Genomic DNA, 18,592 nt, shown 5'->3' on the forward strand with positions numbered 1-18,592 from the left:
TCCCTGTCACGCGAATGTTAGTGTGATTTATCGGACTTGTCAGCTCAGGGGCCGTTTAAAAGTCAGACGCGGGATGATACCCCTTGGACGCAGCGGCGGATCGCTTGAGATCGAATGGCTCAGGGAAAGCATCGGCCTTCGGCAGAACCGTGCGTAACAGCTCCTTTCGTACAGCGCCTCTCGTTGTGATCGCCTGAACACCGTGCCTGACGGGTGAAGAGCCTGAGATCCTTACAGGAGGGGGCTCCGGGTTCCGCAGCACGGCCTGCGTCACCCGCGAGGTGCCGTTCGCCATCCGGGGGGCGGTGCCGCCCCCCGGCCAAGAGTGCGGGAACCAACCGAAGGGGGGCTGGGGCACCGCGCCCCTGACAGCCAATGAGAGTCGCCATGATCGGCCTTGGAGACATCGCCCGCAAGGCGTACCTGCCCGTGCTCGCCCAGGTGCCGGGCATCGAGCTCCATCTGTGCACACGTGACAGGGAGCGGCTCGACCTGCTCGGCGACGAACACCGGATCCCGGCCAGGCACACCTCCGTGGACGAGGTGGTCAAGGCGGGAGTCCAGGCCGCACTCGTGCACGCCGCGACCGTGGCGCACCCCGAGATCGTCGAGCGGCTGCTGCGCGCGGGCGTGCACGTCTATGTGGACAAGCCGATCGCCGACAACCTGGCCGACGCCGACCGGCTCGTACGGCAGGCGCGGGCGGCCGGGTGCTCGCTGATGACCGGGTTCAACCGCAGGCACGCTCCCGGCTACGCGGACCTGCTGGATCTCCCACGTGACCTGGTCGTCATGCAGAAGAACCGGGCGGCGTTCGCGGCCACGCCGCGCAAGGTGGTGTTCGACGACTTCATCCACGTGGTGGACACGCTGCGGTTCCTGACGCCGGGAGAGGCGACCCGGACCGAGATCCGCGCCAGGGTCAGGGAGGGCCTGCTCGAACACGTCGTCCTTGAGCTGTCCGGCGACGGCTTCACCGCGCTCGGCATCATGAACCGGGTCAGCGGAGCGGCCGAGGAGAGCTGCGAGGTCATGGGCGGCGGCATGAAACGGCGGGTGGTCAACCTCGGCGACGTGGTCGACTACGCGGCGGGGGAGACCCTCACCCGCAGGCCCGACTGGACCTCCGTGGCCAGGCAGCGCGGCATCGAGCAGATCTGCCTCGCGTTCCTCGCCGCCGTCCGCGAGGGCCGCGTGATCGACGGGGCGGACGCCCTCCGCACCCACGCGCTCTGCGAGGAGATCGTCGCCGCCTGCTGACCCGGTGGCCGGCTCAGCGGGCGAGCGCGAGCATCCTGGTGAGGCGGTGCGGGGTGAGGCGGGTGATCAGGGTGAAACCGTTGCCCCTGCGGTAGGGGCTGGAGGAGGAGGCGACTCCGGCCACCGCGCCGCCGTACACCACGGGGCCGCCGCTGTGGCCGCCGACGATCTGGCAGTTGCGCGTCATCAGCATGCCCGGTCCGGGCCCGCCCGACTCACCGGCGTCGGCGAGGCAGCGGAACATGTCGTCGCCCGAGTAGCCGACGTCGCCCGGGTAGCCGAGCAGCGTGAGCCCGGACAGCTGTTCGCCCGAGCGGCTGACCAGCGGTCGTAGCCCCGGCCCGGTGACCTTCTCCAGCCGCCGCCCGGCCCGGCCGGCCACGCGGACCACACCGACATCCCACGGGAGCACGCTGGGGGAGTAGGAGCGGGTCCGCCACCTTCTGGGCACCCACAGCCGCTCGGCGGGCCAGACCCCGAGCGGCGTGTCGCCGAGGCCCGTGCTGTTGTACGCGGGCACGAACACGACTCCGTCGTACCAGCGGCGGTTCCGCCCGTAGTTGTCGAACAGGCAGTGCGCCGCGGTGAGGACCAGGTCGCGTCCCGGGGAACGGAGCACGGCGGCCCCGCAGACCCTGTTCCGGCCGGTGAACCGGTCATGCGCGAGCAGCAGCCCGGTCACCCGCTCGGGCGCTTCCGCCGTGTACGGCCTGCGCACCCGGGCGTAGCCGTACCGGTCGCCGCCCGGCGTGATCACCTGCCGTCCCGGCACATCCCGCGTGTGCGGAACGTGCCGGGACGTCCCGGCCCGAGCCCACGCCACCTCCGTGGGTACGGCGGGCAGCGCCGCGGCCGGTAGGAACAGGAGTACCGCGAGGAGGAGACGCCATCCCGTGAACACGTGGATCGGTTACCCGGAGTCACGATCGGTCACGCCTGCGGTAAGGTCCGGAGATCGCAAACGGATCGTCCGCGAACTCCCGCCCACTCCCTGCCCAGCTCTGGTGCCGTGACAATCCGGTGTCCTGCCCAGGTTCGAGCTGCCAAGGTCCGCGCTGACCCGGGTCCGCGCTGTGCAGGGTCGGTGCTGACCAAGGTTCGTGCCGTGGGCTTGCCGTTCAGGGCCGGGTTGTCCAGGTTCTGCCGTTAAGGGTGCGTGAGATCGGGTGCCGTCAGGGATACAGTCCGCGGATTCGGTGTGCTTCGGCGACCCGGCCCACCCCGATGGCGTGGGCGGCCTGGCGGAGGGTGAACCGCTGGGCGGCGGCCAGGGCGCGCACCTCGCCGAACGCCTGGTCCATCATGGCGCGCAGCCGGTCATCCACCGCGTCGGTGCTCCAAGAGCTGGCCTGGGCGTTCTGCACCCACTCCAGGTAGGAGACGATCACCCCGCCGGCGTTGGCCAGGATGTCGGGCACGATCGTGGTACCCGACCCGGTCAGGATCTCGTCCGCCTCGGGCGTGGTCGGGCCGTTCGCGCCCTCGACGATGAGCCGGGCCCGGACCCTCGGCGCGTTCTCCGCGGTGAGCGCGCCTTCCAGCGCGGCGGGCACGAGCACGTCGACGTCGAGTTCGAGCAGTTCGTCGTGGGTCAGGGCGTCGGCGTGGCGGTAGCCGTACAGGCCGCCGGACTCCTTGTTGTAGGCGCGCAGGGCCGTCACGTCGAGCCCGCCGCGGTCGGCGACCGCGCCCGTCGCGTCGGAGACGGCGACCACCCGGCAGCCCGCGTCCGAGAGGTACTGCGCGGCGAGGGCGCCGACCTTGCCGAAGCCCTGGACGGCGACGGTGACGCCGTCGGGGTCGCGGCCGAGCGCGGACAGCGTGGCGATCCGCACGCCGCGTGAGGTGGCGCCGGCCCGGCCGAGCGAGCCGCCGAGCGTCGTGGGCTTGCCCGTGACGACGCCGGGCACCGAGTAGCCCGCGTTCACCGAGTAGGTGTCCATGATCCAGGCCATGGTCTGCTCGTCGGTGCCCACGTCGGGCGCGGGGATGTCCTTCTCGGGGCCGATCAGGGGCAGGATCTCGTTGACGTAGCGCCGGGTGACCCGCTCCAGTTCGCGGGTGGTCAGCGCGCCCGGGTCGACGGCGACGCCGCCCTTGGCCCCGCCGTACGGGATGCCGACCAGCGCGCACTTCCAGGTCATCATCATCGCCAGCGCGGTGATCTCGTGGATGTCGGTGGCGGGATGGAAGCGGACGCCGCCCTTGGCCGGGCCGCGTGAGATGTTGTGCTGGACCCGGTAGCCCTGCACGACGTCCATTCGCCCGTTCTCGCGGCGTACGGGCACCGCGACGGTGAGGGAGCGGCGGGGTGTGGCGAGCATCGTGCGCAGGCCGTCGTCGAGGCCGAGATGGTCGGCGGCCTGGTCGAACTGGAACAGCGCGGAGTCGAGTGCCTGGCGTCCCAGCGGGACGGGTCGGCTGGTGGCCGGCGTCGTTGACGGCACCATGACGGTCATGAAGACCTCCGGATGGGCGGGGCGCCGTTGCCCCGCTCGATGAAGTTGGCCGGATCGGTGCGGGGCGCCGTTGCCCCGCCGCCGATCACGCCTACTGATCCAACCGGGTTCGGGCGGTCAAGGGAACGTGCCAATGTGGCGCGCTTCATCCCTGGAATTTGCCTATCTGTCACACCCGAGGAGGCGGGAGGGCCCGGCAGTCGTCCGCGCCGGCCACGCCCGCGGCTCCGGCGCCCATCGAACGGCTGGAACCGGCCGCCTCGATCGCAGGCGGCCCCACCTTAGGGGGTGTTCGCCGGGGCGAGATCGCCGGCGTCCCCGACCGGGATGGCGGACGACGCCGCACCTTCCGGATATGCGCTCCGCCTGATCGGGGTTTCGCGAGCACGCGGGCCGCCTGCCTCGGCCCTTCTTCGCGGTCGCTCATGGTCTCCGTCGTGAGCGGGGTGAATGGAATCTCTCGGTGTCGACCATTCTTTTGGCCTGCTCCGGCCCTGATCGGATTCACCCGGACCGGACGTTCATGATTGCTCGGTCCTATGACCCCATCGCCCTCTTCCCCATTCCCAGGCGCGGATTTCCCCGCACCAAGTGAGATGGCGTTGACCGGCGGCGAGCCGGCAGATGAAGCCGCTCGCCGGGTTCCGGCCTGACCGCGTTCGGCTCGTCGTCCTGGAGCGGAATCGGGGGGAGGGGCCTCGGTCATATGCCGCCACCTCGGTTCGTGCGGATCCCGGCCGACGTCGCGGCGGTCCCTTGACGGCGCTCGAACACCGAGGTCATGGCCGCCTGAACCCTGCGTTCCCGGTCCGTTCCCCTCGACTGGGCGCGAGTCGGCGAGGCGGTCGACGACGCCGTTCTGTCGCTCCCGGAACAGAGCACGCATGAAGTCGTAGGAGGGTTGTCTCGCACCAGACCGGCGACCTATAGTCATTGACATAAATGATGTTGACAGCGCATGTAATTATTTCATGTCGAGTCATGCTCCTGGTGGATTTACTTTTCCTATTCGGGTTCAGAAATCATAAGCATCTTTCGGATGTCGATTCCATCGTGACGATCCGGCGATGAAGGTCTGCGGTTCTCGCGCGAACCGGCGCCGGTGTTTCCGTGATGACGTGCCGTGTACCCATCGCGTCCGTGCGCGCTCGGCGATCCGGAAGGGAAGTGAGGATGCGGTTGACCGGCACCCGGTTACGACCAGAGCCCGACGCCGTGCTGTTCGACGTCGGGTCCACGCTGATCCACGCCGACCCGGTGATCCTGACCACCTGCCTGACCCGGTACGGCGTGCGGGACGTCGCGCCGGAAGACGCCTCGGCGGCCTTCGTCCTGGCGCTGGAGGCCAGCCGGGAGCTGCTGCCGCGCGGGCTGGACGACATAGCGAAGGAGGCGGCGCGCTGGGGCCAGTTGCTGGGCATCGCGCCGGGCCCGGCGATGGCGGCCTTCCGGGACGTGCTCGACACGCCGGGGCTCTACCGATGCGTCGATCCGGACGCCCTCGTGGTCCTCGACGCGCTGCGTGCCGCCGGGGTGCTGCTGGTGGCCGTGGCCAATGCCGACGGAAACGTGGCGGAGGAGCTCGCCGAGGCCGGATTGCGCGAGTTCTTCGACGTGACGGTCGACTCGGCGGTGCTGGGGGTCGAGAAGCCGCGCCCGGAGATCTTCCACGACGCCTGCCGTCAGGTGGGGATCCCACCTGCCCGGTCGTGCTTCGTCGGGGATGGGCTGATCAACGATCTGCTCGGTGCGTGGGCGGCGGGCATCGGGCGCTGCGTCCTGTACGACCCGCTCGGTCTCCGGCCGGAGCTGCCCGGAGCCCTGCGGATCGGCCGGTTGACCGAGCTGCTCGATGTCACGGGTGAGGAGCGGTGATGGCCGCGCACACGACCGTCCTGGTGGGCTTCGGCCACGTGGCGCGGAACTCCTACCTGCCGGAGCTGGCCGCGAGGGGCGCGCGGGTGCGGGTGGTCGACCCCTCCCCGGCCGCACGGGCGGCGGCCGAGGGGCTCGGACTCGACGCGCTCACCGAGCTGCCGCCCGCGGAGGCCGGAGACCGGGCCCTGATCCTGACGCCCATTCCGAGCCATGCCGCCATGACCAGGGCGGCCATCGAACGCGGCTACCACGTGCTGGTGGAGAAGCCCGCCGCGCCGACCACCCGGAGCTGGGCCGACCTGTGCGGCATGGCCCGCCGGTCCGGGCGGGCGCTGGTGGCCGCGCCGTTCACCGCCTCCGGCTGGGCCGCCGAGGCGATCCGGGCGCTGGTGACGGCCGGCGGGCTCGGCCGGCTCACCTCGATCACCGTCGACTTCGCCAAGTCCGGGCCCTTCGACAACGGGGAGGTGGCTCCCGAACGGGCCTGGTTCCTCGGCCCGGAGGCGGGCCCGGCGCGTGACTTCGGTCCTTATCCCCTGACCCTGCTGGTCGGGCTGTTCGGCCCGCTGGAGCAGGTGCGCTGGACCCGCGAGGAAGGCGCGGACCTGGGCCATGTGCTCCGCGGGCGGTTCGTCGTCGACGGGGTGGCCGTGCCGCTGCGGGCCTGCTTCCGCTACGCGGACGGCCGCGGCGACCGGCCGGTCGTCATCACCGGCACGCGAGGGGAGCTGGTCGTGGACAGCGAACGGGTCGACGGGCCGCTGACGGCTCCGGTGCCGCTGCCCGGGCCATCGGCCCGCCGGTCGAAGTACCAGCTCGCGCTGGCACAGTTCGACCTGCTGACCACCGACCTGCTGACCACCGGCCTGCTGACCACCGGCCTGCCGTCCGTCGCGCCGCCGTCCGCCGGTGACACGGCGCTGGACGCGCACCAGCGGATGGTGGGCGAGGTGATCGGCGTGCTCGAACGAGTCGACCTGGCGGAGAAGGGTGCCGCATGACCGCCGATTACGCTCAGGCCACCTCCACGGTGCCGTCGCACGAGGTCTGGCTCGACGACGACGGCGTCGAGGCGGTGCTGGCACGAATCCGGACGTCGCTGGAGTCCGGGGCGCTGACCTCGGGCCCGCTGGTCGCCGAGTTCGAGTCCGCGCTGCGGCGCCGTACCGGACGGCGTGCCGCGGTCGCGGTGACGAACGGCACCGCGGCGCTGGAGCTGATGCTGCGCGCGCTCGGCGTCGGGCCGGGGCATGAGGTCCTGGTCCAGGCGGGCAGCTTCATCGCCAGCGCCGCCGCGGTGCTCGCGGTCGGTGCCGACGTGCGGTTCGTCGACATGGACACCGGCAGCCTGGGCCCGACCGCCGCCCAGGTGGAACATGCCCTCACACCGGCGACCACCGTCGTCATGGTCACCCACCTGGGCGGGCTGATCAGCGGGCATCTGGACGAGGTCGCCCGGTTGTGCCGCGACCGGGGGATCCATCTGGTCGAGGACGCCGCGCAGGCGCTGGGCAGTACCCACCGGGGCAGGGCCGCGGGGTCCTGGGGGGTGGCCGCCACTCTCTCGTTCTACGCGCGCAAGGTGCTGACCACCGGCGAGGGCGGTGCCGTGCTCACCGACAACCGGGAACTGGCGGACCGGGTCCGCCTGCTCGGCGACCAGGGACGTTCGGCGGACGGCGTGCACCGCCACGCGGGCGGCAACTGCCGGATGACCGAGATGCAGGCCGCGCTCGGACTGGTTCAGCTGGACCGGTTCGAGGAGAGCCTGGCTCGGCGCAGAGCGATCGCCGCGCGGTACGACGCGCACTTCGCGGGCTACCGGCGGCCGTTCGGCGCCGAAGTGGTGGTGAACCACTACAAATACTGGCTGGAGCTGCCGACGAGACAGGCGCGCGACGGCTTCGCCGCGGCGATGGGCGAGCAGGGGATCGAACTGCCGGGGCCCCTCGCCGGGCATGCCGAGCCCATTCACCGGCAGCCGGCGTTCGCCGGCCTGAGGCGGAGCGGGCCGCTGACGGAGACCGGGATGCCGGAGATGCCGGAGACCGAGCGGTTCTCCGGCCGCCATGTCTGCCTGCCGGTGTATCCGGGGCTGTCGGACGGCGGGCTGGAGAAGATCATCACGGCCGGCGCGCACGCGCTGCGCCGATGCGACCCCTCGACGGAGAGTGTGTGACGCATGAGGTGTCTCGACCGGGCGGGCCTGATGATCGGAGCTGGGTGATGGCGACGGGGAACATCGGCTACCTCGTGCTGGGCGCTCCCCGGTCGGGTACCAACCTGCTCTGCCACGCGCTGCACGCCACGGGCGAGGCGGGCGAACCCGACGAGTGGTACGGCCTGTCCCGGCTCCACCGGAGGCTGCTGCGCTGGGGGCTGGCCCACCCGGACTCGCGCCAGGAGGCGCCCCGGGCGACCGACTGGCCGGCCTACCGGCAGCGGCTGGCGGAGCGGGCCGCCGGCGAGGGGCGGTTCGGCGTGAAGGTGTTCCCCTATCACGTGGACCCGCTGTTCCGGTCCGGGCAACTGTCCTCTCCGGTGGATCTGCTGCCGACGGGATATCGCGCGGACATCCGGGTGATCGTGGTCAGCCGCCGTGACGTGGTCGCCCAGGCGGTCTCGATGGCGATCGCGTCCCGGACGGGTGTCTTCGCCGACGTGCCGGGCGACGTGCCGGTCCGGGTGCCCACGAGGGTGGCGTGGTGGCGGGAGGGGCCCCCGCCGGCGCTCGTCCCGGAGGGTCACCGGCTCACCGCCGACGCGTTCGACCCGGCGGAGATCCACCAGATCGTCGCCGGCGTACGGCGGCAGCACGCGGTCTGGGCGGGCTGGCTCGCCGCCACCAGGTTCCCGCGGTTGTCCGTGACGTACGAGGATCTGGTGGACCGGCGGGAGCTCGTGCTGCAGTCCGCCTTCGATCTGCTCGGCATGTCCGCCCGTGCCGTCGACCACCCCGACTCCGGGCTCCGCCGCCAGGCCACCGCCCTCAACGGGGAGATCGGCGAGGCGTACCGGGAGTGGCTCGGCGCCCGGCCGGCCGGCGTCGAGGGGGCGGCCCGATGAGCGGCCGTTCCGGCGGGACGGCCGGCCCCGAGCGCGTGCTGCTGGCGGCCCCCGGCGAGCTGTCCGACTCCCGCGGGGGCGCCCCCATGCGGTGGCGTGCGCTCCACGCCGCGCTGTCCGCCCATGCCACCATCGACTACCTTCCGGTGACCTGTGCCGCTCCGGGACGGACCTGCCCGCATCGCGCCGGGTCCACGCGGCAGGCGCGCGACGACCCTTTCGCGAAGTCCTACTGCCCGGTCCAGAGCGACGACCTGCTGGCCAGGGTGACGGCCGGCAAGCCCGACCTGGTGATCTCCAGTGAGCTTCGGCTGCATCGCTACGCGGAGCGGATCCGGCGGCTCACCGGAGTGCCCGTGGTGGACGACATGCACAACGTGGAGTTCGCGCTGCGCCGCGAACTGGAGAGCGAGCGGCTGTCGGAGCGGTACACCCCCGAGCACGCCCAGCAGGTGTTCGACGTCGAGGAGAAGGTGCTCGCCGAGGCCGCCGGAGTCTGGGTGTGCAGCGAACGCGACCGCGAGCTGCTGCTGTCGCTGCACGGTTCCCGGCACGCGGACCTGGTGCGGGTGGCGAGCAACGCGATCCCGGCGCCGGCGGTCCTCGCCGCGGCCGGCGGGATCGAATCGGTCGTTTTCACCGGGCGGCTGGGCTACGAGCCCAACAGCCAGGCCGTGCGCCTGCTGATCGAGGAGATCGTGCCGCGGCTGCGCCGTGCGCACCCCGGTCTCCCGGTCGTCATCGCCGGTGCGCGCTGCCCGGAATGGGTGCTCCGGGCGGCGGGCACGACACCGGGCCTGCGGGTGATCGCCGATCCACCCGACCTGTCCGAGGTGATCCGGCGTGGCGTGATGGTGGTGCCGCTGCGGGTGGGCGGCGGGACCAGGTTCAAGGTGCTCGAAGCGTTCGCGCTCGGCGCCCCGGTGGTGTCGACCGCCAAGGGCGTGGAGGGGCTGGACCTGGCCGACGGATGCCACTATCTGCGGGCCGAGCGGCCGGAGGAGTTCGTCGAGGCGATCGGGCGGATCCTGGCCGACGGAGGGCTGGCGGCGCGGCTGCGGGCCGGCGGCCACGAGCACCTGCGGCGGCGGTTCTCCTACGAGGCTCTGACCGGCCAGGTCGGGGCCGCCCTCGCGGCGTTGCGGGGAGCGTCGTGAGCGCCTCCCGGGCCGGCATCGCGGTCGTCGGCTGCGGCTATGTGGCGGACTTCTATCTGAACACCCTGGAGGATCATCCGGGGCTCACCCTGGTCGGCGTGCACGACCGGATCGCCGAGCGGGCGGTCCTGGCGGCCGGGAGACACGGGGTGAGGGCGTACGAGGACCTGCCGCGGCTGCTCGCCGACGACCGGGTGTCGATCGTCGTCAACCTGACGAACCCGGCGAGCCACGCCGAGGTCACGCTCGCCGCGCTGGCCGCCGGGAAGCACGTCTACTCGGAGAAGCCGCTGGCCACCCACGTCGCCGACGGGCGGCGCATCGTGGCGGAGGCCGAGCGGCGCGGGCTGCTCGTCTCGTGCGCTCCGGCGAACGTCCTCGGGGAGGCGTTCCAGACGTTGTGGCGGGAGATCCGGTCCGGGGCGGTGGGGGAGCCGCGCCTGGTCTACGCCGAACTCGACGACGGTGCCGTCCACCTCATGGACTACCAGACCTGGAAGAACAGCATGGGCAGCCCGTGGCCGTACCGCGACGAGTTCGCGGTGGGGTGCAACGCCGAGCACTCGGCGTACCATCTGGCGGCCCTCACCACCATGTTCGGGCCGGTGCGCCGGGTGGTGGCCGACCACGGCACGCTGATGCCGGACAAGCTGCCCCCCGGCGAGGACGGGCCGGTCGGTCCGGACTACGTGACCGCCTCGCTGACCTTCGGCTCCGGTGTGATGGCCAGGTTGACGTGCAGCATCGTCGCCCCGGCGGACCGTTCCCTGACGGTGGTCGGAGACGGTGGCGTGCTGCGGCTGGACAACTGCTGGGACTTCGGCTCGGGCCTCACCCTCCGGGCGCCGGCCGGGCGCGGGCACGACTACCTGCTCGGCGCGCGGCCGGTGGATCCCGTCCGGCCGTACGCCTATCGGAAGCGCTACGCGGCCGACCACCGGATGGACTTCCCCCGGGGCGTCGCCGAACTCGCCGCCGCGGCCGGGGAACGGCGGCAGCCGCGGCTGTCCGCCCGGCACGCGCTGCACGTCCTGGAGGTCACGGACGCGATGACCGCGCGCCACGGCAGCACGGAGATCACGTCGGAGTTCGCCGCCCCGGAGCCGATGACGTGGGCGCGATGACCGGCGTGACGACCGGCGCGGCGCCGGGAGCCGGGCGGCGGCCCGCGCTCTCCTGCGCGATCATGGCTCATCCGGCGAGGCGCCGCTCCGCCGAGCGGATCGCGGTACGGCTGGCCGCGCTGTCGCCGACGATCGTGTACGACCCCGATCCCGGCGGGCCCAGGTCGACGCTGCGCACGGCCGTCGCCGCGTGGTCGGCCGTCACGGACGGGGCCACCCACCATCTCGTCGTGCAGGATGACGTCGAGCCGGTGGACGACTTCGTCCCGCGCCTGCGCCACGCGGTGGCCGGCCATCCGGACAAGGTGCTCTGCGCGTTCACCGAGTGGGGCTGCCAGACGGCGACCATGGTCCGCTGGGGGGCCATGCACGGCATCGGCCTGGTGGAGTGCGTCGACAACTACGTGCCCACCCAGGCGACGGTGCTGCCCGCCGCCGACGCGACGGCGTTCGCCGCCTACGCGGCGGAACATCTCTCCTGGGACACGCCCGACGACATCGGCCTGCGCCGGTACCTGGCGGCGGGGGGCCGGTCGGCGTACGCGCTGGCGCCCAACCTGGTGGACCACGACGCGATGGCGAGCCTGGTGGGCAACGAGTCGGACGGCCTGCGTCCGGCCGCCTGGCTGCCCGCCCGCGGCGAGGCTCCGGGTGGGCCGGGCGTGCTGCTCGCGCCGCCCCGCATACCGACGCAGACCTGGAGCAAGGGCCGGGCCCTGTGCTTCAGGTACGCCCCCGAGTCGCTGCGCATGGAGGACTCGGAACCCACCCGCCGGGTGCTGGCCCGGCGGGGCACGGCTCCCCGCCCGATCACCGACCGGCTGGACGCGGCGTTGGACGCGGCGGGCCGGGCCGTGGACCTGGAGCTGCACATCGGCTACGCCCTGCTGCACGAGCTGTGGGTGACCGCGGTCGCCCTCGGTGCGCTGCTGCCCGCCGTGCCGGGGGAGAAGGAGCCGTCTCCGGACCGCGCCGCGCGCCGGGCGCTGAGCACGATGGGGCCGGGGGCGCTGCGGTGCTTCGCCGGCGCCGCGGTGCTCCGGGAGTGCGGACCGGTTCTGACCGATCTGGTCGTCGAGGGGGTGTCCTGCGGACTTGAGACCCGATGAGCGTGGACGATGGAAGGACTCGGTCGCCGTAACGCGGGAGATCGCACGGCTGCTGCCGCAGGCCGGGTGGGCCCCGGTGCTGGCGATGATCGTGACCAACGTGCTGCTCGGCGTGCTGCCGGTGGTGTTCGTGGTCGGCACGAGCGTGCTGCTGGGCCGGGTGTCGGCGGCCGTGGCCGCAGGGACCGCCTCGGCGGAGTGGTCGGCGATGGCGACCGCCTTCCTGGCGGCCTCCGCGGCGTTCAGCGTGCAACAGGCGCTGGCGCCGGTGCAGAACGCGCTGGGCGAACTGGTCGCGCGCCGGATCGACGGGCGGATCTTCGACCGGCTGATCGCCGCCGCGCTGCGCGGTCCGGGCATCGGCCCGCTGGAGGATCAGCGGCTGCTGAGCCACCTGAGCGAGGCCGGCAGCGAGCTGGAACAGGGCGTGCACAGCCCCGGCAGGGCCTGCGCCGGCCTGCTGCACCTGATCACCCGCTCGGTGCAGCTCGCCGGATACGTGGCGGTCATCGGGCTGGCCTTCTCCTGGTGGGCGGGGCTCGGGCTGCTGGTCGCGGTCATGGCCTTCCGGTACGGCCTGCGCAGAGGGCTGCGGGCGTACGCGGAGGTGTTCCCCCGGCTGGCGGCGGAGCGGCGCGAGAGCCGTTATCTGCGGGGCCTGGCCATGGACGCCACGGCGGCCAAGGAGATCCGGGTGTTCGGCCTGATGAAGTGGCTGCTCGCGCGTTATCGCAAGGTCTACCTGGGCTGGATCATGCCGGTATGGCGGGAGCGGCGTCGGCTGCTGCTGTGGCCCTACCTCCGGTACACGGTCTTCGGGCTGCTGGTCACCATGGCGGTGCTGGCGTCGGTGGCTGCGGCCGGAGCCCGGGGGGCGACGCTGACCAGCCTGGCGCTGGTCTGCCAGGCCGTGCTGAACGGCCTGCGCCTGGGCGAGTTCTATCCGGAGGCCGACATGCAGACGCTGCTGGGCATGAACGCCTTCCGGGCGGCGCGGGACTTCGAACAGGGGGTGGCGGAGCACCTGGCGGCCGAGCCGGCGGCCCCGCGAGGGCAGCTCGCCGAGGCCCCCGTCCCGCGCGGGGAGATCCGGTTCGACGGGGTGTCCTTCCGGTACCCGGGCCGGGAGCGGCCGGTGTTCGACGACCTCCGGTTGCGCCTTCCCGCGGGGAAGTGCACGGCGATCGTGGGCCTCAACGGCGCGGGTAAGACCACGCTGGTCAAGCTGCTCACCCGCCTGTACGAGCCGGACACGGGGATGATCACGGTCGACGGCGCCGACGTCCGGTCGTTCGCGGTGGACGCCTGGCGGGCCCGCGTCGCGGTCGTCTTCCAGGACTTCAACCGGTACGAGGTGAGCGCGGCGGACAACATCGGGTTCGGCGCCGCGCCGCACGCCGGCGATCGGGAGGAGATCCGGGTGGCGGCCAAGGACGCGGGCGTCCTCGACGTGCTCGAAGCCCTGCCGCAAGGGCTCGACACGCCCCTGGTACGGCACGTCACCGGCGGGACCGACCTGTCCGGCGGGCAGTGGCAGCGCGTGGCACTCGCCCGTGCGCTGTTCCGGCTGCGGCACGGCGGCGGAATCCTGGTGCTGGACGAGCCGACGGCCAGTCTCGACGTGCGGGCCGAGGCCAGGTTCTTCGACGAGTTCATCCGGCTCACCAGCGGCGCGACCACCATCCTGATCTCACACCGGTTCTCCACCGTGCGGCACGCCGACCACATCGTGGTGCTGGCGGACGGCCGAGTCGGCGAGGCGGGCTCGCATGAGGAGTTGCTCCGCGACGGCGGCCGGTACGCGGACCTGTTCCGGTTGCAGGCCGCCCGGTTCACCGAGCATCGGGCATCCGAGGCGCCGGCCGGTGCCCGAAGCGGCGGCGGCCAGGTGATTCCATGAGAAACCTCGTCCTGGCGGCGGCACGGTTGCTGGCCATGTCGTGGCGGCAGAGCCGGCGGAAGACCGCCGCCGCGACCGTGCTGATGCTGGCCAGCGGCACCGCCGTACCGCTGGCCGGGCTCGGCCTGCGCCAGCTCTTCGACGCGGCGCTCGCCGGGCGGGCCGGCGAGGCGGTGATCGCGGGCGTCCTGGTCGCGGTGCTGCTCATCGCGGGGCTGACGTTCACGCACTTCGCCCACATCGCCTACTTCGAGCTCGCCGAGCTGAACATGCTGCACTACGACGAGGAGTTGATCACCCTTGCCAACGGCTCCCCCGGCCTGGAGGCGCACGAGGACTCCGCCCACGCCAACCGTTTCACCGTCCTGGCGCAGGAGGTGCAGCAGACCCGCAACACGCTCCGGTCCCTGCTGACCTTCGCCGGGCTCGGTGTGGGGATGCTGCTGACCGCCGTACTGCTGGCGATGCTGCATCCGGTGCTCCTGCTCCTGCCCGTGGTGGCGGTGCCGCCGCTGCTGGCGGGACGCAGGTCCGAGCGGCTGGCGGACCGGGCCAGGGAGGCCACGGCCGAGCCGACCCGGCTCGCGCTCAATCTGTTCCGGCTGGCCGGGGACGAGGGCTCCGCCAAGGAGGTGCGGGTCTACCACCTGCAGGACGAGGTACGGCGTCGCCACACGGCGCTGTGGAACCAGGTGAGCACGACGCTCTGGCGGGCGCACCGCCGATCCACCCTGCTGCGGGCCGCCGGCCAGCTCGTGTTCGCCGCCGGATACGTCGCCGCGGTGTTGCTGGTCGTCCGCGAGACCATCGCCGGCCGGCGGACGGTGGGCGACGTGGTGCTGGTGGTCGCGCTCGCCGCCCAGGTGAACGCGCAGGTCGCCCAGACGGTGGCGCTGGTGCCCGATCTGCAGCGCCTGACCGGCGTCGACCGGCGCCTGCGCGAACTGCGCGAAGCGCTCTCACCCGCCTCCGCCGCCGCCCGCACCGCTGATGGGCCCGCCGCCGCGCCCGTGCCGGAGCGGCTGGAACAGGGCATCACCCTGCGGGGGGCGTCCTTCTCCTATCCGGGCACCAGGGCGCCCGCGCTGCGCGACGTCGACCTGCACCTGCCCGCGGGCTCCACGGTCGCCGTCATCGGCGAGAACGGCGCCGGCAAGAGCAGCCTGGTCAAACTGCTGTGCGGGTTCTACCGGCCCGCCGAAGGCGAGATTCTCATCGACGGCATCGACTTGGACCGCATCCCGCTCGGCGGTTGGCGCACCCGGATCGCGGCGGGCTTCCAGGACTTCGTCCGCTACGAGTTCGCGGCCCGGCGGGCCGTGGGCGTGGGCGACCTGCCCCTGGAGGGCTACGAGAAGGCGGTGCTGGCCGCTCTGGACCGGGCCCACGCGGCCGACGTGCTCCCCACCCTGCCCGCCGGGCTGGCCACGCAACTCGGCAGGAGCTACGCCGACGGGATCGAGCTCTCCGGCGGGCAGTGGCAGAAGCTGGCCCTCGGGCGCGCGCTCATGCGCGAGCAGCCGCTGCTGCTCGTCCTGGACGAGCCCACCTCGGCACTGGACCCCGAGGCCGAGCACGCCCTCTTCGAACGCTACGCCGCGCAGGCCGCGCGGGCCGCCACCACGGGCGCGATAACCCTGCTGGTCTCGCATCGCTTCTCCACCGTCCGTACGGCCGATCTCATCGTCGTGGTCTCGGGCGGCCGGGTGACCGAGGTCGGGGACCACGCCGCCCTGGTGCGCGAGGGCGGCCTCTACGCGGAGCTGTACGGACTGCAGGCCCGGGCCTACCGCTGAAGGGCGGTGAGCGCCCAGTCGACGGCCTCCCCTATGTGACGGGCCACGAAGTCCGCCGAGGACTCGGCCACCTCCCGGCCCAGGGGGTGGATGAGGACGGTGGCGGCGCCGACGGCGCGGCCCGCCAGCAGGTCGGACACCGAGTCCCCGACCATGCAGGAGCCCGGCAGGGAGATGGAGTGGTCGGCCGCGGCGCGGGTCAGCATGCCGGGGGCGGGTTTGCGGCAGTCGCAGCGGTCCAGGGGATGGGGGCACACGTAGCCCGCGTCGAGCCGGGCTCCCCGCTCGGCCAGCAGCTCACGCAGACGGGCGTCCACCGCCGCGTACGCGGCGGGGCCGGCCGGGGGGCGGGCGAGCCAGCGCTGGTTGGTGACCAGGACGGCCAGGACGCCGGCCCGGTTGACGCGGCGTACGGCTTCGGCGGCGCCGGGGAGCAGCACCAGTTCCTCGGGCCGGCGGATGTACTCGCCCGGTGGAGCCTTCTCGTTGAGCGTGCCGTCTCGGTCGAGGAACACGGCACGGTTCCGGGACATCGTCTCGGCCACCCCGGCGAGCTCAGATCAGGCCGAAGTGCAGGGCGTGCAGGAGGGCGACGGTGCTCAGCGCCCCGGGCACCCGCCCTTCCTCGATCAGACCGGACAACCGGTCCCGCGAGACCCAGACCCGTGACGAGGACTCGTGCGCGTCGACCGGATCTCCGGCCCGTTCGCCCGCGGTCCCCAGCACGAAATGGAAACGCTGGTCGCTCACGCCGTCGGAGGGGCTGCACGAGAACATCCTGGTCACGGTCCGCAGGGTCCACCCGGTCTCCTCCAGGACCTCCCGGGCCGCCGCCTCCTCGACGGTCTCGCCCTCGTCCACCCCTCCGGCGGGGATCTCCAGCCCGGTGGTGCCGGTGATGAAGCGGTGGCGGTGCAGCAGCAGAACCCCGTGCTCAGGGTGGACCAGCACGACGCCGACGGCGTCGGGCACCCGGACGACGTGGTGGTCGTACGGCTCGCGGCCGGGTGGCGCGACGGTCACCAGATCGAGGCTGACCCAGCGGCTGGTGTAGAGCCGCCGGCTGCCCAGCGCGTCCCAGTGCTGCGAGCTCGGCAGCCGGCCGACGCCGCCTGCCGGGGAAACGATCTCCATCGGTCTTTCCTCTCAGTCGGACGTCACCGGGTGCCGCCGGCCCAGCAGGGCCCGGGCGGTGTGCCGTACGGCTTGCTCCGAGGTCCGCACCGGGCTCCAGCCGAGGCTCCGCAGCGCGTCCGGCCGCAGGCGCAGGGTCGGCACGTCACCTCGCCAGCCCTCCTCTCCGCCGGCGCAGGTGATGCTCGGCGTGCCGTGCGGCGACTCCGCCGCGATGATCTCCGCGACGCGCCGGGCGGTGATCGCGTCGGAGTTGCACACATGGAAGATGGAGAACGGGGCGTCGGTCGTGGACAGGGTCCGCAGCGCGGCGACGCAGTCATCCACGTGCAGGTAGCTGCGGGTCTGCCTGCCGTCGCCGAGGAGCTGTATCCGCTCGGTGCCGTCGTCGAGGCGGTTGACGAGGTCGGAGACGATGCCGCGCCGCATGCCGGGGCCGACGATGTTGGACAGCCGGCCCACGGCCGTCGTGAGCCCGCACTCGTGGGCGTACGCCCGCAGGAACGCCTCGGCGGCGGTCTTCCCCGCGCCGAACCGCGTGGTCGGCCGCGGCACCCCGGTCCGCTCGGTGACCGGGTCACCGTCGGGCGCGGAACCGTACACCAGCTGACTGGACGTCAGCACCACCCTTGTGGGCACACGCGCCGCGCCGGGGGCGGTGAGGGCTTCGAGCAGCGCGACGGTGCCCCCGACGGTGTCGGTGAAGTCGGCGGTACGGCCGGCCCGGTCGCCTCTGTTCTCGGTGTTCGCCGACAGGTGGTAGACGACCTCGGAGTCCGCCAGGAGCGGGCGGAGCCGCTCGGCGTCCCGCACGTCCGCGAAATGGTAGGTCAGGCCGTCGCCGCGGAGCGGGTGCAGCCGGTCGGCCTCCTCCCACGGCACCCGGTCGATCACCGTCACCGGTGTCCCGTCCCGCCGCAGGGCGGTCACCAGGGCCGCGCCGATGAATCCGGCGCCGCCCGTGACGACGGCTCGATCGTGTGAGGTCATCGTCGTGGCTCCTTGGAAGTGATCTGCCGGGTTCTCAGGTGCGTGATCAGCGCGGCGTGCCGTTCGGGCGTCCCGATGTCGAAGAACCGCCGGTCGGTGGTGGTGCCGGCGAGAGCGCCGTGGTCGATGAGCCGTCGGAACAGCACGCCCAGGTCGACGGGTGCCCCGGTGCGCGGGAGCAGGTCGAGCGCCCGGCGGCGCAGGAAGGTGACGCCGGTGTCCACCCACCCGCCGGGCATCCCGCGCTTGTCGTAGCCGGTCACCGTCGTGTCCCGCAGCCGGACGTTGGGCCGCACCTCGCTCGCCGCCCTGGTCAGCACCATCATCCCCAGCATGTCCTCGGGGCACAGGTCGAACAGGCGCCCGTAGTCGATGTCCAGGTAGGTGTCGCCCAGCATGACCAGGAACGACTCGTCCAGGTGGCGGGCGCTGTGCAGCAGGGCGCCCGCGGTGCCGAGTGGGGCGGGCTCGATCTCGCTGGTGATCTCACAGTCGCCGGCCAGGGCCGACAGGTGGCCGGCGACCTGAGCGCCGAGGTGCCCCAGGCAGAAGTGAAACCGCCGCAGACCGCTCGCGCGCACCGGTTCGAGCATCGTGTCCAGGAAGACCCCGCCCTCGACGTCCTGCAGCACCTTCGGCCGGTTCGCGGCCATCCGCCCGAGCCGGCTGCCGAGGCCACCGGCGAGGAGCACCACCTGTTCGCCGCGTCGCGCCGCCAT

General features: G+C 72.6%; 16 protein-coding genes. 10 read left to right on the plus strand and 6 right to left on the minus strand.

Annotation, left to right across the window (positions count from 1 at the left end; genetic code table 11):
- The first annotated feature begins 387 nt into the window (after positions 1-387).
- Positions 388-1,260: a Gfo/Idh/MocA family protein gene (locus MBA17_RS01605; protein WP_238494392.1), complete on the plus strand. Its 873-nt coding sequence runs from the start codon at positions 388-390 to the stop codon at positions 1,258-1,260.
- 13 nt (positions 1,261-1,273) lie between these two features.
- Here the strand turns inward: MBA17_RS01605 and MBA17_RS01610 are convergent, their stop codons facing one another.
- Together MBA17_RS01610 and MBA17_RS01615 are read right to left on the minus strand one after the other, a co-directional pair.
- On the minus strand, positions 1,274-2,161 hold the full coding sequence (locus tag MBA17_RS01610) for a trypsin-like serine peptidase (RefSeq protein WP_238494393.1): 888 nt from the start codon (positions 2,159-2,161) through the stop codon (positions 1,274-1,276).
- A 271-nt stretch (positions 2,162-2,432) separates the two neighbouring features.
- Entirely contained in the window at positions 2,433-3,719 is a 1,287-nt protein-coding gene (locus MBA17_RS01615) for a Glu/Leu/Phe/Val family dehydrogenase (protein WP_238494394.1), read from the minus strand.
- 1,173 nt (positions 3,720-4,892) lie between these two features.
- Here MBA17_RS01615 and MBA17_RS01620 point away from each other — a divergent pair.
- Genes MBA17_RS01620 through MBA17_RS01660 form a run of 9 tightly spaced genes read left to right on the plus strand, consistent with a single transcriptional unit; the run spans position 4,893 to position 15,749 of the window.
- Positions 4,893-5,594: an HAD family hydrolase gene (locus tag MBA17_RS01620; RefSeq protein ID WP_238494395.1), complete on the plus strand. Its 702-nt coding sequence runs from the start codon at positions 4,893-4,895 to the stop codon at positions 5,592-5,594.
- Positions 5,594-6,598: a Gfo/Idh/MocA family protein gene (locus MBA17_RS01625; RefSeq protein WP_238494396.1), complete on the plus strand. Its 1,005-nt coding sequence runs from the start codon at positions 5,594-5,596 to the stop codon at positions 6,596-6,598. Before MBA17_RS01620 ends, MBA17_RS01625 begins: the two co-directional genes overlap by 1 nt.
- Positions 6,595-7,776, plus strand: a complete 1,182-nt coding sequence (locus MBA17_RS01630; protein WP_238494397.1) for a DegT/DnrJ/EryC1/StrS family aminotransferase — start codon at positions 6,595-6,597, stop codon at positions 7,774-7,776. The genes MBA17_RS01625 and MBA17_RS01630 overlap by 4 nt, the downstream gene beginning before the upstream one ends.
- A 47-nt stretch (positions 7,777-7,823) precedes the next feature.
- The gene (locus MBA17_RS01635; RefSeq protein ID WP_238494398.1) at positions 7,824-8,663 is read left to right on the plus strand and encodes a Stf0 family sulfotransferase; all 840 of its coding nucleotides are present in this window, start codon (positions 7,824-7,826) and stop codon (positions 8,661-8,663) included.
- Positions 8,660-9,820 (plus strand): glycosyltransferase family 4 protein, encoded by a 1,161-nt coding sequence (locus tag MBA17_RS01640; RefSeq protein WP_238494399.1) that lies wholly within the window; start codon positions 8,660-8,662, stop codon positions 9,818-9,820. Before MBA17_RS01635 ends, MBA17_RS01640 begins: the two co-directional genes overlap by 4 nt.
- Positions 9,817-10,944 (plus strand): Gfo/Idh/MocA family protein, encoded by a 1,128-nt coding sequence (locus MBA17_RS50180; RefSeq protein WP_238494400.1) that lies wholly within the window; start codon positions 9,817-9,819, stop codon positions 10,942-10,944. Before MBA17_RS01640 ends, MBA17_RS50180 begins: the two co-directional genes overlap by 4 nt.
- Positions 10,941-12,053, plus strand: a complete 1,113-nt coding sequence (locus MBA17_RS01650) for a hypothetical protein (protein ID WP_238494401.1) — start codon at positions 10,941-10,943, stop codon at positions 12,051-12,053. Before MBA17_RS50180 ends, MBA17_RS01650 begins: the two co-directional genes overlap by 4 nt.
- On the plus strand, positions 12,040-13,953 hold the full coding sequence (locus tag MBA17_RS01655; RefSeq protein WP_238494402.1) for an ABC transporter ATP-binding protein: 1,914 nt from the start codon (positions 12,040-12,042) through the stop codon (positions 13,951-13,953). Before MBA17_RS01650 ends, MBA17_RS01655 begins: the two co-directional genes overlap by 14 nt.
- Positions 13,950-15,749 carry an ABC transporter ATP-binding protein gene (locus MBA17_RS01660; protein WP_238494403.1) on the plus strand — a complete coding sequence of 600 codons (1,800 nt, stop codon included), beginning with the start codon at positions 13,950-13,952 and terminating at the stop codon, positions 15,747-15,749. Before MBA17_RS01655 ends, MBA17_RS01660 begins: the two co-directional genes overlap by 4 nt.
- Here MBA17_RS01660 and MBA17_RS01665 read toward each other — a convergent pair.
- The 4 genes from MBA17_RS01665 to MBA17_RS01680 are packed head-to-tail and all read right to left on the minus strand — an operon-like array spanning position 15,740 to position 18,592.
- Positions 15,740-16,282, minus strand: a complete 543-nt coding sequence (locus tag MBA17_RS01665; protein WP_238494404.1) for a D-glycero-alpha-D-manno-heptose-1,7-bisphosphate 7-phosphatase — start codon at positions 16,280-16,282, stop codon at positions 15,740-15,742. The two genes, MBA17_RS01660 and MBA17_RS01665, sit on opposite strands and share 10 nt — an antisense overlap.
- A 22-nt stretch (positions 16,283-16,304) precedes the next feature.
- The gene (locus tag MBA17_RS01670) at positions 16,305-16,883 is read right to left on the minus strand and encodes an NUDIX hydrolase (RefSeq protein WP_238494405.1); all 579 of its coding nucleotides are present in this window, start codon (positions 16,881-16,883) and stop codon (positions 16,305-16,307) included.
- Positions 16,884-16,895: 12 nt separating this feature from the next.
- Entirely contained in the window at positions 16,896-17,873 is a 978-nt protein-coding gene (locus tag MBA17_RS01675) for an NAD-dependent epimerase/dehydratase family protein (protein WP_238494406.1), read from the minus strand.
- Positions 17,870-18,592, minus strand: a complete 723-nt coding sequence (locus MBA17_RS01680) for an NTP transferase domain-containing protein (RefSeq protein ID WP_238494407.1) — start codon at positions 18,590-18,592, stop codon at positions 17,870-17,872. The genes MBA17_RS01675 and MBA17_RS01680 overlap by 4 nt, the downstream gene beginning before the upstream one ends.

The sequence above is a fragment of the Dolomitihabitans soli genome, from assembly GCF_022213955.1.
Lineage (GTDB): Bacteria > Actinomycetota > Actinomycetes > Streptosporangiales > Streptosporangiaceae > Streptosporangium_A > Streptosporangium_A soli.